The 15965-nt window shown below is 33.4% G+C and carries 13 protein-coding genes; 2 read left to right on the top strand and 11 right to left on the bottom strand.

The window, feature by feature from the left end:
* Positions 1-51 precede the first annotated feature (51 nt).
* The 11 genes from OZP10_RS17255 to OZP10_RS17205 all read right to left on the bottom strand — a co-directional run bounded on the left by OZP10_RS17255 (position 52) and on the right by OZP10_RS17205 (position 13472).
* Positions 52-2772, bottom strand: coding sequence for a DNA gyrase/topoisomerase IV subunit A (locus OZP10_RS17255; protein WP_281631983.1), 2721 nt, complete (start codon positions 2770-2772; stop codon positions 52-54).
* A 49-nt stretch (positions 2773-2821) separates the two neighbouring features.
* The gene (locus tag OZP10_RS17250; protein ID WP_281631982.1) at positions 2822-4690 is read right to left on the bottom strand and encodes a DNA topoisomerase IV subunit B; all 1869 of its coding nucleotides are present in this window, start codon (positions 4688-4690) and stop codon (positions 2822-2824) included.
* A 163-nt stretch (positions 4691-4853) separates the two neighbouring features.
* Positions 4854-6029, bottom strand: a complete 1176-nt coding sequence (pncB, locus tag OZP10_RS17245) for a nicotinate phosphoribosyltransferase (protein WP_281631981.1) — start codon at positions 6027-6029, stop codon at positions 4854-4856.
* Positions 6030-6105: 76 nt separating this feature from the next.
* Complete coding sequence (locus OZP10_RS17240; protein ID WP_281631980.1) at positions 6106-7086, bottom strand: transglutaminase domain-containing protein; 981 nt, start codon at positions 7084-7086, stop codon at positions 6106-6108.
* Positions 7087-7611 carry an NADPH-dependent FMN reductase gene (locus tag OZP10_RS17235; protein WP_281631979.1) on the bottom strand — a complete coding sequence of 175 codons (525 nt, stop codon included), beginning with the start codon at positions 7609-7611 and terminating at the stop codon, positions 7087-7089.
* 113 nt (positions 7612-7724) lie between these two features.
* Positions 7725-8639 (bottom strand): YihY/virulence factor BrkB family protein, encoded by a 915-nt coding sequence (locus OZP10_RS17230; RefSeq protein ID WP_281631978.1) that lies wholly within the window; start codon positions 8637-8639, stop codon positions 7725-7727.
* 90 nt (positions 8640-8729) lie between these two features.
* Entirely contained in the window at positions 8730-9410 is a 681-nt protein-coding gene (locus OZP10_RS17225) for a hypothetical protein (RefSeq protein WP_281631977.1), read from the bottom strand.
* 7 nt (positions 9411-9417) lie between these two features.
* The gene (locus OZP10_RS17220; RefSeq protein WP_281631976.1) at positions 9418-10095 is read right to left on the bottom strand and encodes a TIGR02117 family protein; all 678 of its coding nucleotides are present in this window, start codon (positions 10093-10095) and stop codon (positions 9418-9420) included.
* A 340-nt stretch (positions 10096-10435) separates the two neighbouring features.
* Positions 10436-11530 (bottom strand): redox-regulated ATPase YchF, encoded by a 1095-nt coding sequence (gene ychF, locus OZP10_RS17215; RefSeq protein WP_177210201.1) that lies wholly within the window; start codon positions 11528-11530, stop codon positions 10436-10438.
* A gap of 258 nt (positions 11531-11788) precedes the next feature.
* Positions 11789-12952, bottom strand: coding sequence for a hypothetical protein (locus OZP10_RS17210; RefSeq protein ID WP_281631975.1), 1164 nt, complete (start codon positions 12950-12952; stop codon positions 11789-11791).
* A gap of 169 nt (positions 12953-13121) precedes the next feature.
* Positions 13122-13472: a 4Fe-4S dicluster domain-containing protein gene (locus tag OZP10_RS17205; RefSeq protein ID WP_111366760.1), complete on the bottom strand. Its 351-nt coding sequence runs from the start codon at positions 13470-13472 to the stop codon at positions 13122-13124.
* Positions 13473-13653: 181 nt separating this feature from the next.
* Here OZP10_RS17205 and OZP10_RS17200 point away from each other — a divergent pair, with 181 nt between their 5' ends.
* Together OZP10_RS17200 and serC are read left to right on the top strand one after the other, a co-directional pair.
* Entirely contained in the window at positions 13654-14721 is a 1068-nt protein-coding gene (locus OZP10_RS17200; protein ID WP_281631974.1) for an acyl-CoA reductase, read from the top strand.
* A gap of 93 nt (positions 14722-14814) precedes the next feature.
* Positions 14815-15885, top strand: coding sequence for a 3-phosphoserine/phosphohydroxythreonine transaminase (gene serC, locus OZP10_RS17195; protein WP_281631973.1), 1071 nt, complete (start codon positions 14815-14817; stop codon positions 15883-15885).
* The last annotated feature ends 80 nt before the right edge of the window (positions 15886-15965 follow it).

Raw genomic sequence — 15965 nt, 5'->3', positions numbered from 1 at the left:
TTTAACTCTATAAAAAAAACGCTAAGAAATTAATCTTAGCGTTTTCTTTTTTTATTCTAAAACCAAGCCTATCTGGCCGTCGTCATCTAATTCTGTCTCCACAGAATCATCTTCTGGAATTTCTGGTTTTTCAGGAACTTCTTCGACTGGCTCTTCATAAGGAAGCGGATCTAACAAGTTAACTTGCCTTAATTTATCTGTTGTCAATTGATTCCCTAGAGCTTTAAAACCTTTTACGGCTATAAAGTCTTCTACATCAATATGTAAATCGTCTTTTTGGACTCCTTTTACTTTTGCAAATATCAATTGCGCTACTGGACGATAATCTGTAGAAACGATCTCTAGTTGTGAATTTGGATGGTCTGTAATAAAACTCTCTTCTTTTCCTTCATTTTCTACCAGAAAGCGTTTCAAGAAATAACGCTCTTTTTCACCATCATAATAAATAGCAGAAATTGGTTTTTTAGGCTTCCATTTTTCTAGGACAATCATATCTTCCTCAAAATGAGTTGATAATTCTGGAATAATAACTTTTAATTTACCGCTTTGGCTGATTACTAAAATTTTATCGCTTGGCTTAAATTCACCTAACAATTCGCCTCTTGCATCAACATTTAAACGTTTTACAGTATCGTCAAACCAAACTTTTCTTGGCAATAAAGTTGAAATTCCTTTTTCTTTTAATTCGATTTTCTTGATTGGATATTTGGTCACCAAATTTCCTTTAGAGCCACGGCCTTTAATAGCCAGTTTAGCAAAATCAATATCGAATTTCAGTTTCTTGATTGTTCCAACCTGACGAAGCAAAATAGTCACAACCTCAGCTTCTCCATTTGGATTGTGCGAAAAATAAACAACTTGCGAACCATTTGTTCCGTTAGTCAAATCGTAAGCTTTATCGCGCGTAACTCCCGTAACATTAAAACGTTTTATATATGACGGTCCAGATTTACCATCACGGTACATCATATTGTAAATAGTACGTTTATCGTTTTTATCGAAAACTGCAGCGTGTATAATGTCTTTTCCAATAAAGGTTTTGGCATCGACTTTTGTAATCATCAATGTTCCATCTCGTAAAAACACGATAACATCATCAATATCAGAACAGTCTCCTACGTATTCATCTTTCTTTAAACTTGTTCCTACGAAACCTTCTTCACGGTTTACATATAGTTTTGTATTTCTTAAAACTACTTTCGTAGCTTCAACGTTATCAAAAACACGAAGTTCTGTCTGGCGTTCGCGTCCTTTTCCGTATTTTTCTTTTAATTTGGTAAAATAAGCAATTGCAAAATCTGTTAAATGTTCTAGATTATGCTCTACTTCTTTCATTTCGTCTTCTAACTTAGCAATTAAATCATCGGCTTTATCAGAGTCGAAACGTGTAATACGAATCATCGGAATTTGAGTCAAACGCTGTAAATCATCATCATTAATTTCTCTGACAAATGATTTTTTGAAAGGCTCAAAACGATCGTATAAATATTTGTATAGTGATTCTCTATCTCCATATAATTTGAAGTCGATATACATTTCTTCACGAATGAAGATCTTTTCTAAAGTAGAAAAATGCCACTTGTTTTTTAATTCTTCTAACTGAATTTCTAATTCCTGACGAAGTAAATCGACTGTTCTGTGCGTTGAAATTTTCAACATTTCAGAAACTCCGATAAACAACGGCTTGTTATCTTCAATAACGCATCCTAAAGGTGCAACAGAAGTTTCACAGGCTGTAAAAGCAAACAGTGCGTCGATTGTTTTGTCTGGGGAAACACCTGGGAAAAGGTGAATTAAAATTTCAACATCGGCAGCCGTATTGTCTTCGATTTTCTTGATCTTGATTTTACCTTTTTCATTGGCTTTCAAAATACTGTCAATTAAACTCGATGTATTAGTCGAAAACGGAATTTGCGTAATGACCAATGTATTTTTGTCTAATTGAGAAATTTTAGCACGCACACGCACACGTCCGCCACGCATTCCATCATGATAATTTGACACGTCAGCAATACCAGCAGTCATGAAGTCTGGATAAAGCGTAAACGATTTTCCTTTTAAAATCTTGATCGAAGCGTCAATCAATTCATTGAAGTTATGAGGCAATACTTTTGTAGAAAGTCCAACTGCAATACCTTCTGCACCTTGTGCTAAAAGCAATGGGAATTTTACAGGGAGATTGTTTGGTTCTGCACGACGACCATCATACGAAACACCCCAATCGGTAATTTTTGGAGAATATAAAACCTCCAAAGCAAATTTAGATAAACGTGCCTCAATATAACGCGAAGCAGCTGCTCCGTCACCCGTTAAAATATTTCCCCAGTTTCCTTGACAGTCAATCAATAAATCTTTCTGACCAATCTGCACCATGGCGTCACCAATACTCGCATCTCCATGTGGATGATACTGCATGGTGTGACCAACAACATTGGCAACTTTATTATAACGACCATCATCCAACTCTTTTAAAGAGTGCATAATACGACGCTGAACAGGTTTAAATCCGTCCTCGATAGCAGGAACTGCACGTTCTAGAATTACATACGAAGCGTAATCCAAAAACCAGTCTTTGTACATTCCGGTTACTTTCGTAATAACGTCTTCTCCTTCTTCTTCCTGATTTTCGTAAAAATGCTGTCCTTCGAAATGCTTCGCATCTACATCGATAATCTCATCGTCATCTCCATTTTGATTGTCATCAATATGGTTTTCATCTTGATTATTCTCGTCGTCGCTTGGAATTATGTTATCGTCTTCTTCGTCTTTCATATATTTTGTTCAGTATAAATACTAAAAAATTCTTCTATAATTCTTTCTTTTAAACCTCCTCTAGCTCATCAATCTCAACCTTCAGATTTTTGATAATAAAATCTTGTCTGTCAGGTGTATTTTTACCCATGTAGAAAGATAATAACTGCTCGATTGAAGTATGCTTGTCCATCATAACCGGATCAAGGCGGATCGTATCTCCAATAAAGTTTTTAAACTCATCTGGAGAAATCTCTCCCAAACCTTTAAATCGGGTAATTTCTGGTTTTGGTTTTAATTTTTCGATGGCGTCTTTTCTTTCTTCTTCAGAATAACAATAAATGGTTTCTTTTTTATTACGAACCCTGAAAAGCGGTGTTTGTAAAATATACAAATGTCCTTCTTTGATTAATTCTGGGAAAAATTGTAAAAAGAACGTAATCAAAAGCAAACGAATGTGCATTCCGTCGACATCGGCATCGGTTGCGATTACGATATTATTGTAACGTAATTTTTCTAATCCGTCTTCGATATCAAGCGCTGCTTGCAATAAGTTGAACTCTTCATTTTCATACACGATTTTCTTTGTCATTCCGTATGAATTCAAAGGCTTACCACGCAAACTGAAAACCGCTTGCGTATTTACGTCACGCGACTTTGTAATCGATCCAGAAGCCGAATCTCCCTCGGTAATGAAAAGCGTACTTTCTAAGTTTCTTGGGTTTTTGGTATCTGGAAGATGCGCACGGCAGTCTCTTAATTTTTTATTGTGAAGATTGGCTTTCTTAGCACGATCTGTCGCCAGTTTTCTAATTCCAGATAATTCTTTACGCTCACGTTCTGCCTGAAGAATTTTACGCAATAAAGCCTCGGCAGTTGCTGGATTTTTATGCAGGTAATTATCTAGTTTCGTTTTAATGAAATCGTTAACGAAAGTACGAACAGAAACAGCAGGCGTTCCATCATCAGAACCCATATCTGTAGAACCTAATTTTGTTTTGGTCTGAGACTCAAAAACCGGTTCCATTACTTTAATACTAATCGCACTCACAATCGATTTACGAACGTCTGATGCTTCGAAATTCTTATTGTAAAATTCACGAATCGTTTTTACAACCGCCTCACGATAAGCGGCTAAGTGCGTTCCTCCTTGTGTTGTATTCTGACCGTTCACAAAAGAGTGGTATTCTTCGCTATATTGCGTTTTACTGTGAGTAAGCGCAACCTCAATATCATGTTCTTTTAAGTGGATAATTGGGTATTCTAAATCTTCTTCGCTGATTGTTTCTTCTAATAAATCACGAAGTCCGTTTTCTGAATAGTATTTTTCTCCGTTGAAAATAATAGTCAAACCATTGTTTAGATAACAATAGTTTTTAACCATTTTAATCACATATTCTAGACGGAATTTATAGTTTTTGAAAATCGTTTCGTCTGGCGTAAAAGTTACTTTTGTTCCTTTACGTTTTGTGGTCTCAATAACATCTTCTTCTAAAACCAAATTTCCAGCAGAAAACTCCGCTGCTTTTTGTTTGTCTTCACGAACAGATTCTACGCGAAAATAATTTGAAAGTGCATTTACTGCTTTTGTTCCGACACCATTTAAACCAACTGATTTCTGGAAAGCTTTAGAATCGTACTTTCCTCCTGTGTTCATTTTCGAAACTACATCGACCACTTTCCCCAACGGAATTCCACGTCCGTAATCACGAACCGAAACCGTTTTATCTTTTATCGTTACCTCAATAGTTTTTCCAGAGCCCATTACAAACTCATCGATACAGTTATCTAAAACCTCTTTTAAAAGAATATAAATACCATCGTCTGGAGAAGAACCGTCTCCAAGTTTCCCGATATACATTCCCGGACGCATACGGATATGTTCTTTCCAATCAAGTGAACGAATATTATCTTCGGTATATTGATTTTGCTCTAGCATATATGAATTTAGGATTTTTTGCTAATGTACCATTTCTTAGCAAAAAATGAAAGCGTATTTTCTTTTTGTTATGAATAATAACAGTTTGAAATCTATTTAAATTGATTTTAAAATAAAATGGAATGTAAAATTATAAAAAACTGCTTTTTTGTCAAAAAAAATATTATTTGATTCCGAGCACTTCTTTTGCTAAGGCAATCATTTCGGGCGTTCCTGTGTTTTTGTTTTTCTCGTCAGAAAGTTTTACCACTCCTTGCCAATGCACATTATCAGGTTTTGTATCGGTTAATTTTATAACCATATTCATAGCAGGAAGTCCAACATCATTAGTGAAATTTGTTCCGATTCCAAATGACATTTTTATTTTGTCTTGACAGAAATCGACAATCTTTTTTACTTTATCGTAATTGAGTGAATCTGAAAAAACAATAACTTTTGATTTTGGATCGATTCCCATTTTGTTATAATGAGCAATTACTTTTTGAGCAAACTCAATTGGATCGCCACTGTCATGTCGAACGCCATCAAAAAGCTTAGAATATTTTTTATCAAATTGGTTGAAAAATATTTCTGTAGTATAAGTATCCGTTAAAGCTATTCCGAGATCACCGCCATAAACTTTTGTCCAGTTTTCGAGGCTTATAAAATTCGCCACCTGAAAGCCATATTGCGCGGCATGAAACATAAACCATTCGTGAGCATGCGTCCCTAAAGGCCTTCTATTGTTAACCATTGCAAAATGCACATTACTGGTTCCAATAAAACTGTTTCCGCCGTAAGTTCTTAAAGTTTCATTGACTAAATCATGAACATCGTAAGAATGACGTCTTCTAGTGCCAAATTCTAAAATCGAAACTCCTAATTTATTGTAATTATCGATTTTCTCTTTTGTCAGCTCTTTTATGGCTTCATCATTTAAACGAATTAAATGATTTGATTTATAAAAAAGCTCTGAAATAAGCGCCATTAAAGGAACTTCCCATAAAATAGTCCTATACCAATAACCTTCTACTGTTACTGAAATTTCTGAACCTTCCTGACTAATCTCAACCTCAGACGGATCAAAACTATATCCTTGCAGAAAATCTAAATAAGTCGGATCAAGATAAGGACAATAATGGGCTAAATAACTTTTTTCTTCTTTTGTTAAACGAAGCTCAGATAATGCATCAACAGATTTTCGAAGTAAATCTGCAAATCCTTCTGGGAAGACATGTTTACCTCGATTTATAAATCCGTAACGAACTTTTGCTTTTGGAAAAAGTTTAATTACAGCATGCTGCATTGTAAATTTATAGAAATCATTATCTAAGATTGATTTCAGAAAAGTCGCTTCCATAGTGTTCAAATTCGGATCATTCTGGCTAAGATACGCCAATTTCAGAAAAGATGAAAATTGCTGGTTTCTTAATCGATTATTTTGAAGTTATTTTGAAAGAAACAACACTATTACCATCAACAAAAACAGTAATATAATCTCCAATATTGTTATCAATGCCAATTTGGAATTCTAATCCTCCTCGTTTTTCTTTTGGGTTTTGAACTTTTACTGGCTGATTTCTTTTATTTAAATAAAAAACCTGATTGGATTTTGAGAGATTTTTAATTTCTACAGTAATCTTATCACCATTTCTAGCTTCGATTATTCCAGAGTCGGGCGATTTAATTTTATAATCTTTTTCAACTGTTGTATTGTAAATTAACGGACCATTCAGAAAATCATCTTTACTTAATCTATTACCTAAAAAAGTTCCAGAATCAGGAAAATGTTTGGCAAAGAAATAATCGGGATCAGTATCAAAATAAGCAGGATTAAAATCGTTGACCATTCTGCCTTTACTGCTGTCATAATAGCCTTGTCCCCAAGTCACATCAATTAAGCGCCATTTTTTATCGATCAAAACGATATTCCATGCATGATTGGATGAAGTGTTTTTTCTACCTATATCTCGGACTGAAATCTTAGAATCGCCACGAATAATTTCGCATTTAATTCCCATCAAAGAAGCTAAATGCTGATACAAAGCTGTAAACCCTTCACAAACCGCTTTTTTAGATTTAAAAGCTTTCTGAATTAGATTATCATTTAATTGTTTAATTTTTCGCTGTTTTTCGGCTTCAGAAGAATAGCTGAAACCTTGTGTTCTTGGCGGATTCAAATACGCATTATAATCGTATCTTATATTGAAGGCAATCCAACTGTAAATAGCGCGCGCACGATCATAATCCGAATCAAAATCTTTTTCGATTTTGTCAGCTAATTTCTCTGTGCTATCAAAGCTTTTTGGGTATTTTGCAACTATTTTATCAACTTCGCTGATCTTCTGAGAAAAACCAAAATTGATAAAAATACTATTTAATAAAAAGAAAATAAGGGCAATCTTTTTTTGTGGCATTTAAAAATTTGATTTAATAATATCTTTCAATTCCTGATCCAATTCTGGATTAGAGATTTTATTTTCTTGCAAATCAAAATTCGAGCCAAATGCTGGCAATGAGAAACTGCCTTTAATTTCTGCCCCGTAACGAGGGAAAAGATTCTGCGCAATTCCTAAAACAGATGCGCCTCCTCTGCCTCCAGGCGAAGTTGCCAATAATAACATTGGTTTGTGCTGAAAAACGTCTTTTTCGATTCGAGAACTCCAGTCGAAAACATTTTTGAAAGCAACCGAATAATTTCCATTATTTTCTGCCATTGAAACCACCAAAATATCGGCTTCTTTAAGTTTATTCAGGAATGCTTGCGCCACTTCATGCTGACCTATTTCTTTTTCAAGATCTACACTAAAAACTGGCATTGCAAAATCGTTAAGATCTAAAATTTCAACTTCGGCATTTTCAAACAAACTTGATGCATAAGTAGCTAAACGTTTATTGATTGAGTGCTTACTGTTACTTCCTCCAAAGGCTATTATTTTCATATTTGTGGTATTTGTTTTTTTAACCATATAAGTAACATAAGTTCATTTAAATTTACTTTGCCTTTAATTAAGTGAAAACTTAAATTTTCTTATATTACTTATATGGTTTACTATTAATTTTCTATTTCAAAAATCTCTTTTTGTATTTCTACAGAATAATCATTTGGCGAAATACTTCCACCGAAAGCTTTGGCATAAACTTTTGTAAATTCTGCTCCAAAATATAAAATAATAGCCGAATAATATACCCAAACCAAAATTATAATCACAGAACCCGCTGCGCCATAAACACTTGCAACGGTTGAATTTCCTAAGTAAACGCCAATTGCAAATTTACCTATCATAAACAAAATCGCAGTGCTGGATGCTCCAATAAAAGCATCTTTCCATTTGATAATGCCGTCTGGTAAAGTTCGGAATATAATAGCAAAAAGCAATGTAATACTGGCAAAAACAATCACCAAATTAACCACATAAAAAAAATAAACTGTTGTGTCTGGAAAATAAAGTTTTAAACGGGCATTTAAAACGTCGAGTGTAGCATTGACCATTAAACTGACCAACATTAAAAATCCAACAGAAACGATCATCGAAAATGACATTAATCTGTTTTGAATAAATTTTTTCAAGCCTTTATTTGGTTTTGCTCGAAGTCCCCATATATAATTAATTGAACTCTGAATTTCTGCAAAAACTCCTGATGCTCCAATTAAAAGCATCACAACTCCAAATACGGTTACAAAGACATTACTGTCTGATAATTGAACATTTTTGATTGCCTCCTGAATCTGTACAGCAGCATTATTCCCGACCAATCGATTTATCTGACCATATAATTGACCTGTGACTGCCTCTTCCCCAAAAAAGAAGCCACAAATGGTAATTATAATGATCAACAAAGGAGGCAAAGCAAAAATGGTATAATAAGATAACGCCGCGCTTAACTTTATCGCATTGTCATCGTTGAATTCTAAAAATGTTGTTTTTAATAAATACCAAGTTTTCGAAAAGATATTATGATTTTTCATTTGCTTATTTTTGATATTCACTCAAATTTAAGCATTAATGAAAATTCCGTACTTCTTGGATTTTAGCCGAATTTTATATTTTTCCCATGTTTATTTAGATACCTTTTTATATTCCTGATCGTATCCTAAATGTTTAATTTTAAAGATCTTTTTGAATTCGCTTCTTGCTGGTTTCATCAAATACGAAATAGAATCAAGCTTTTTTGCTTTTATTTTAGTTACAGAATCAAGTTTTTTCAAATCTTTCAAATCGTACAGATTTTTAAATTTGATTGTGTTTTTATCAAGTGAAACAAATCGAACTTTCCAAAATATAGAATCTTTTTTACTCAAAATTAATTGTCCATCAATTCGCTTTGCTTTTTCATAAAGAGAAAACCTAAACAGCGTATCGATACTTTTTTGAATTAATTCAATTGAATCGCCTTTTGGTAGCATATCATAAGTATATCTTGTCTCCTTCACCACTAATTTGCCATCAACAATATCGCATTCAGCCTTTAGTGAATCTAATTTAAACTTATGAATTTTGAACTTCCAAAAATATTCTTCTAGAATTCTATCTTCTTCAATTCTTATAAAAGTTGAATCATTGTTTACATACAATCCTCTAAATTTACTCGGAAAACGATCTAACTCAGAATCATTGTCAGGCTGTGGCTTTTCAAAATAAAAAGTCGCGCATCCTTCTACGCATTCTGCTGGTGCGTCTACTTTTTTACAAGAAATGCTTACTGCTAGTATTGCTACAATTAAAACTATCTTTTTCATAGCAGAATCATTTATAATGACAGAAAATCCCTTTATCATAAACCGTCCATAAGCTTGCTTTTTGGTTCGCTGCTTTTAAAGCATTATTTGCCCAAGTATTGCAAGTATAAAAAAGGCTATAACTTCCTTTAGCTTCATAAAAAGCATCTTTTTTTCCGTAACTGTGACCTTGAATCCATTCTGGATGAATTGAATCGCTAAAACTATTAGAGATGTAATTAACTAAATTTTGATAATTCTCTTTAGAAACTAAAATACGTTTACAATCATCCCCTTCTCTTAACTGCTTAAAAAATGTAGCATGTACAGCAGATGAACTGATTCCGAAAGCGGCTTTAAAAGCTGTGCTCGCTTTTAAATCTGCCCATTCTGGAGTTTCAAGATAAAAACCTTTATCACCCCAACCAAATGCGATATAATTCATCAACGAATCTTTTGATTGGGTTTGGCTGAATTGAATTTCGTTTCGCCAGTCTTTGATTTCATTTTTTATCGGAACAACAATATCAGTATGGACTCCGTTTGAAAGAATGTAAATGGGAATGGCATCTTGCTCTTCGACTTTTGCAATATCTGAATTGACTGTAATTTTTGAAATAATTAAAACAGAAGAAATGTACAGAGCAAGAAAACTGAAAATTCCGAAAAGCGTCCAGCCTAGAATTTTGAATGATTTTTTTAGCATTTTGATTGGTTGATTTTTAGATTAGTAATTGGTTAATTTTTCTGTAACCAATTTTTGAGCCAAAAATTTTTCAGTTGCTAAAATGGGACGCGGATTTTACAGATTCGCTTTCGCGAAAGCGCAGATTTAAACGGATTTTCACCTTATTTTTTTGTCTTCCTGAGCGAAGTCGAAGGACACGTAAGAAGCTCCATAAAACATTTCCATTCTTTGTGCGGGCTTCGACTTCGCTCAGCCTGACAAAGCAGAACTTTAATTTTAAGCACAAAAAAAACTGCTGAATCTCTCCAGCAGTTTTAGTCTATTATCTTTCTTCTTGTCTCTTTCTTCTTTAAAAAGACTAAACGTTAAAACGGAAATGCATTACATCACCATCTTTTACGATATATTCTTTTCCTTCAACTCTGAATTTTCCTGCTTCTTTTGCTTTTGCTTCAGAACCATAATGAACGTAATCGTCATATGAAATTACCTCTGCACGGATAAATCCTTTTTCAAAATCGGTATGGATAACTCCAGCTGCTTGTGGTGCAGTTGCTCCAATATTGATTGTCCAAGCGCGAACTTCTTTTACACCAGCTGTGAAGTAAGTTTGCTGTTTTAATAGTTTGTAAGCCGCACGAATTAAAACTGATGCTCCTGGCTCTTCTAATCCCATATCTTCTAAGAACACCTGACGCTCTTCGTAGCTTTCTAATTCTGTGATATCTGCCTCTGCTCCTACTGAAAGTACAATAACTTCAGCCTCCTCATCTTTTACTAATTCACGAACTTGATCAACATATTTGTTTCCGTTCACAGCAGAACTTTCGTCAACATTACAAACATATAAAACTGGTTTTGCTGTAATTAATTGGAAAGCTTCCATCAAAACTTCTTCATCGTTGTTTTGAGGAACAATTGTTCTTGCAGATTTTGCCTGCAAAAGAGCTTCTCTAATTCTGTTCAATAAAGCTTCTTCTGCCTGAGCTTCTTTATTTCCTGTTTTTGCAGCACGTTTTACTTTTTCTAAACGCTTTTCAACAGTTTCTAGATCTTTTAACTGCAACTCAATATCGATAGTTTCTTTGTCACGAATTGGATTTACGTTTCCGTCAACATGTACAATATTATCATTGTCAAAACAACGCAAAACGTGAATAATAGCATTACACTCTCTAATGTTTCCTAAAAACTGGTTTCCAAGACCTTCACCTTTACTTGCTCCTTTTACCAAACCTGCAATATCTACGATATCTACAGTTGCCATTTGAACGCGCTCTGGTTTTACCAATTCTTCCAATTTATTGATTCTTGGATCTGGAACGTTTACAACACCAATATTAGGTTCGATAGTACAAAACGGAAAGTTTGCACTCTGCGCTTTTGCATTAGATAAACAATTAAATAATGTTGATTTTCCAACATTTGGCAATCCTACAATTCCTGCTTTCATCTGTTTGTTTCTATTTATTTTAATCGGCCTTTAAATACTCAGACCTGTTATATGCTTTTTTGGGTTATTGTCAAAATGAATCGTTTCGGCAATAAAATTTTGCAAATATAAGATTTAATAACTCTTTAGCGAATTAAATATTTACATTAATGCAATTTGATAAAGAGTTCTTTTTCTGCTCCATCGATTAACGTTATTTCTAAAAAAAGAAAATCCCGAACAAATGAAGTTCGAGATTTTTCTTTCCTATTTATTTAATTACAATTTAAACTCTAATGATGCGATGATTGCTTTTTCTTCATCGGTAGCCGTAAAACCAGATATATCCCAGTAATTCGTTAAGATTTTATTCTTTTTATTGAAAAGTGATTTTTCTTTAAAAACGTCACTTTCATTATAAGTAAAATTCTGCTTATTAAAACCTGTCGTGACAAAACTATTTCTTACCTGTATATTTTTATTTTTGTCCTTTAAAACAACATTATAACCAATTTCTTCATTTGAACTTAGTAAATAATAATCGGTTCCATCCCATCTGTAATTTACTTTGACAAACGATTTTGTGATGTTTTTTTCACCTTCTTTTGTCTTCTCTTCCACTTTATCAAGAGTAGCAGGAGTAACAGAAATAGTATATTCTACAATAATCTTTTTTAATGGATCATAAATGATTTCGAAATTATCAATCGCTTCTTTGGCCTTATCCAACGGAACAACTGACATTATGTAGTAATTTTTGTTTTTTGAATGTCCTTTGGTTGTAAAATCATATTCCTTTTTGGCTTTTGGATCTAATAATGGTTCTAAGTATTTAAAATTTAAATAATTCTCCATTATATTATTCAGATTATATCCTTTTAAATCGGCACTTACATCTGCTTCTAATAGTCCGTAGGAGCGATTTTGTTCAACCAATAAAGTGGTTGCATTATTATTTTTATCAAATTGAAAATTTACCAATCCATCATTATAATATGTATACTGATTGTCGAGCATAAAAAACTCTCTCACATATACTTTCTGCCTATGGGAAATACTGATTTTCTTTGTAGAATTGTTAACCAATTTCTGCAGAATTTTTTCTGGAGATTCCTTAGACAAAACTACTTCATCTAATTTATTGTTTTTACTCTTTAAATAAATAACAAATTTTTGATCTCCATTTAAAGAAGTCCAGCGCACAGTCAGATCTTCATAATTAGTTTCAGAAACCTGAACATTCGATCCTCCTGTCAGCATAAAAGTAACTTTTCCTTCTTCATTGCTCAATAAAATCTGCTGGGTTTTCATTATTTTAACCGTGGCATTTTGTATTGGCTCCAAAGTTTCTATATCTTTAACAATAATAGAATACTCTTCCTTTTGTGCAAAAACGCTTACGTAGCTGAGCAAAACAATAAATAAAAGTAGCAATTTCTTCATAGGCATTGTTATTTTTTCAACTAAAGTATTATTTTTCTAACAATTAAGCAATAGTCTAAAAATAAAACATTCACTATCAAGAAACTGACTTTCATAAATACCTGAAATCAGGGTAAAAAAAATCCTGAGTTTTTCAACTCAGGATTCTATACTATTTCTACAGCAATTTTTACTCGTTATGTAAAAAAGCTTGTCTTTCTAATAAAGTTTCTTCGTCTTCAACGTGATTGTCATCAGGTACACAACAGTCAACAGGGCAAACAGCAGCACACTGCGGCTCATCGTGAAAACCTTTACATTCTGTACATTTTCCTGGTACGATATAATAAATTTCATCAGAAATTGGAGTTTGCGCATCATCAGCGTCAACTTCAGTTCCGTCAGGTAAAACTATTTTTCCAGAAAGACTTGTCCCGTCTTTATATCTCCAATCATCTGCTCCTTCATATATTGCTGTATTTGGGCACTCTGGTTCGCAAGCCCCACAATTGATGCATTCGTCAGTTATAATAATTGCCATCTTTTTAGTCTTAAAGTTTAAAAGTCATAAAGTTTAAAGCCATAAAGTTTGAAAGGATTAAAGTAAAAAGGATAAAAGCCTTTTCAACTTTGGACTTTCGACTTTGGACTTTTTGTCTTTCGACTTAATTATGCTTATTTTTGTGCAAAATTACAATCAAAACAATTCATAAACAAACATTATGACATTAGAAACAAAAAAAAGTGTTTTTGTTGAATTAGGAAAATTTTTAAGTCAGTTTTCTGAAGACTCTTCTTCGCAAAAATCTGACGTATTATATAATGATATCTTTTTTGATGATTTCAACAACCTGATTCATTTATCGCAATCTCATAATGGATGGTATACTCCTGAACAAGTGTATTTCTCTATACAATCTTGGGCTGAAGCTTTGACAAAAGAAAACATTGACAAATGGCTTTCGGCTTATAAAATTGATGAAAATAATGAAAATCCAAAAACCGTTGCTTTAATTTTAGCTGGAAACATTCCACTGGTTGGTTTTCATGATTTCTTATCGGTTTTAATTACAGGAAACAGAGCTTTAATCAAAACTTCGTCAAACGATCAGCATTTATTGCCATTTTTAGCTAAATATTTAATTGCTGTTGATGAAAATTTCAAAGATAAAATCACTTTCGTAGAAGGAAAACTTGAAAACTTTGATGCCGTAATTGCAACGGGAAGCAATAATACTGCTCGTTATTTTGAATATTATTTTAAAGATAAGCCTTCAATTATTCGTAAAAACAGAAATTCGGCTGCGATTTTGACTGGAAAAGAAACTACTGAAGAATTGGAAGCACTTGGAGAAGATATTTTCAGATTTTTTGGTTTAGGATGCCGAAATGTTTCTAAACTTTTTATTCCAAAAGACTACTCTTTTGAAGCATTTTTTCAGGCAATATTCAAATATCAAGATATTATTCATTATGAAAAATATGCTAATAATTATGATTATAATAAAGCTGTATTTTTAATGAGTAATTTCAAATTATTAGACAACGGATTTTTGACTTTAAAAGAAGATTCAAGTTATGCTTCGCCTATTTCGAGTGTTTTTTACGAATATTATGAAAATCTTGAAGAATTAGAAAAACGCCTTCAGGAAGACACAGATCAAATTCAATGTATTGTTAGCACTAATTTAATTGCAAATAGTACAGCATTTGGCGAAACCCAAAAACCGCAATTGTGGGATTACGCAGACAATGTCGATACTATAACGTTTTTGTTAACAACAAAGTAATAAATTGTTTAATTATTTCGAATATTTTAACGCTTTTTCGGCTCTTATTGCCGAAATTTGCGTCTTTAAAATTTTCGACTATTAACAACAACCATGAAAAAACACAACTACAGCGCAGGACCAAGTATTTTACCTCAGGAAGTTTTTGAGAAGGCATCAAAAGCAATTTTAAATTTTAATGATTCAGGGTTATCTATCCTTGAAATCTCGCACCGAAGCAAAGATTTCGTTGCAGTTATGGAGGAAGCTCGTTCCCTTGCTTTAGAATTATTAGGTCTTCAGGGAAAAGGTTATCAGGCTTTATTTTTACAAGGTGGTGCTAGTACAGCATTCTTAATGGCACCATACAACTTAATGAAAGAAAACGGAAAAGCTGCTTATTTAGATTCTGGAACGTGGGCAACTGCGGCGATCAAAGAAGCTAAACTTTTCGGTGAGACTGTTGTCGTAGCTTCTTCAAAAGAAGACAATTATACTTATGTTCCAAAAGGTTACGAAATTCCAGCTGATGCTGATTATTTCCACTGCACAAGTAACAATACCATCTTTGGAACTCAAATGAAAGAATTTCCAGCAACAAATGTTCCTGTTGTTTGCGATATGAGTTCTGATATTTTTTCACGTGAATTAGACTTTTCTAAATTTGACTTAATCTATGCTGGAGCTCAAAAAAATATGGGACCTGCTGGAACTACATTAGTAGTGGTTAAAGAAGAAATCTTAGGCAAAAACGGAAAAACTATTCCAAGCATGCTAGATTATGCTAAACACATTAAAGGAGAAAGTATGTACAATACTCCGCCTGTATTTGCTGTTTACGTTTCTCTTTTAACATTACAATGGATTAAAGAAAAAGGCGGAATCGCTGCTGTTGAAAAATTAAACAACGCTAAAGCTGAATTACTTTACGCTGAAATCGACAGAAACCCATTATTCAAAGGTGCGGCTGCAGTAGAAGATCGTTCTAACATGAATGTGACTTTCTTATTGAACAATCCTGATCACACTGAAACTTTTGACGCTTTATGGAAAGCTGCAAATATTTCTGGATTGCCAGGACACCGTTCTGTTGGTGGTTACAGAGCTTCTATCTACAACGCTATGCCAATCGAAAGCGTTCAGGTTTTGGTTGATGTAATGAAAGCGTTAGAATCTAAAGTTTAGTTTTCAGTCTCAGTCTCAGTTTACAAAAAAGAAAAATCAAATAGCTTGGTTATCGATTAAACGATTAACCAAATAAACAA

This window comes from Flavobacterium luteolum (assembly GCF_027111275.1).
In the GTDB taxonomy this organism is placed as follows: domain Bacteria; phylum Bacteroidota; class Bacteroidia; order Flavobacteriales; family Flavobacteriaceae; genus Flavobacterium; species Flavobacterium luteolum.
The sequence above is the reverse complement of the archived record's forward strand: the minus strand, read 5'-3'. Positions and strand labels throughout refer to the sequence as shown.

What these genes read in the sequence shown, in the direction of transcription:
- OZP10_RS17220 (WP_281631976.1), bottom strand. Translation starts at nt 10,095, where the DNA reads ATGCTAAAAAAATCATTCAAAATTCTAGGCTGGACGCTTTTCGGAATT.
- serC (WP_281631973.1), top strand. Translation starts at nt 14,815, where the DNA reads ATGAAAAAACACAACTACAGCGCAGGACCAAGTATTTTACCTCAGGAA.
- OZP10_RS17225 (WP_281631977.1), bottom strand. Translation starts at nt 9,410, where the DNA reads ATGAAAAAGATAGTTTTAATTGTAGCAATACTAGCAGTAAGCATTTCT.
- pncB (WP_281631981.1), bottom strand. Translation starts at nt 6,029, where the DNA reads ATGGAAGCGACTTTTCTGAAATCAATCTTAGATAATGATTTCTATAAA.
- OZP10_RS17235 (WP_281631979.1), bottom strand. Translation starts at nt 7,611, where the DNA reads ATGAAAATAATAGCCTTTGGAGGAAGTAACAGTAAGCACTCAATCAAT.
- OZP10_RS17230 (WP_281631978.1), bottom strand. Translation starts at nt 8,639, where the DNA reads ATGAAAAATCATAATATCTTTTCGAAAACTTGGTATTTATTAAAAACA.
- OZP10_RS17255 (WP_281631983.1), bottom strand. Translation starts at nt 2,772, where the DNA reads ATGAAAGACGAAGAAGACGATAACATAATTCCAAGCGACGACGAGAAT.
- OZP10_RS17250 (WP_281631982.1), bottom strand. Translation starts at nt 4,690, where the DNA reads ATGCTAGAGCAAAATCAATATACCGAAGATAATATTCGTTCACTTGAT.
- OZP10_RS17240 (WP_281631980.1), bottom strand. Translation starts at nt 7,086, where the DNA reads ATGCCACAAAAAAAGATTGCCCTTATTTTCTTTTTATTAAATAGTATT.
- OZP10_RS17200 (WP_281631974.1), top strand. Translation starts at nt 13,654, where the DNA reads ATGACATTAGAAACAAAAAAAAGTGTTTTTGTTGAATTAGGAAAATTT.
- ychF (WP_177210201.1), bottom strand. Translation starts at nt 11,530, where the DNA reads ATGAAAGCAGGAATTGTAGGATTGCCAAATGTTGGAAAATCAACATTA.
- OZP10_RS17205 (WP_111366760.1), bottom strand. Translation starts at nt 13,472, where the DNA reads ATGGCAATTATTATAACTGACGAATGCATCAATTGTGGGGCTTGCGAA.
- OZP10_RS17210 (WP_281631975.1), bottom strand. Translation starts at nt 12,952, where the DNA reads ATGAAGAAATTGCTACTTTTATTTATTGTTTTGCTCAGCTACGTAAGC.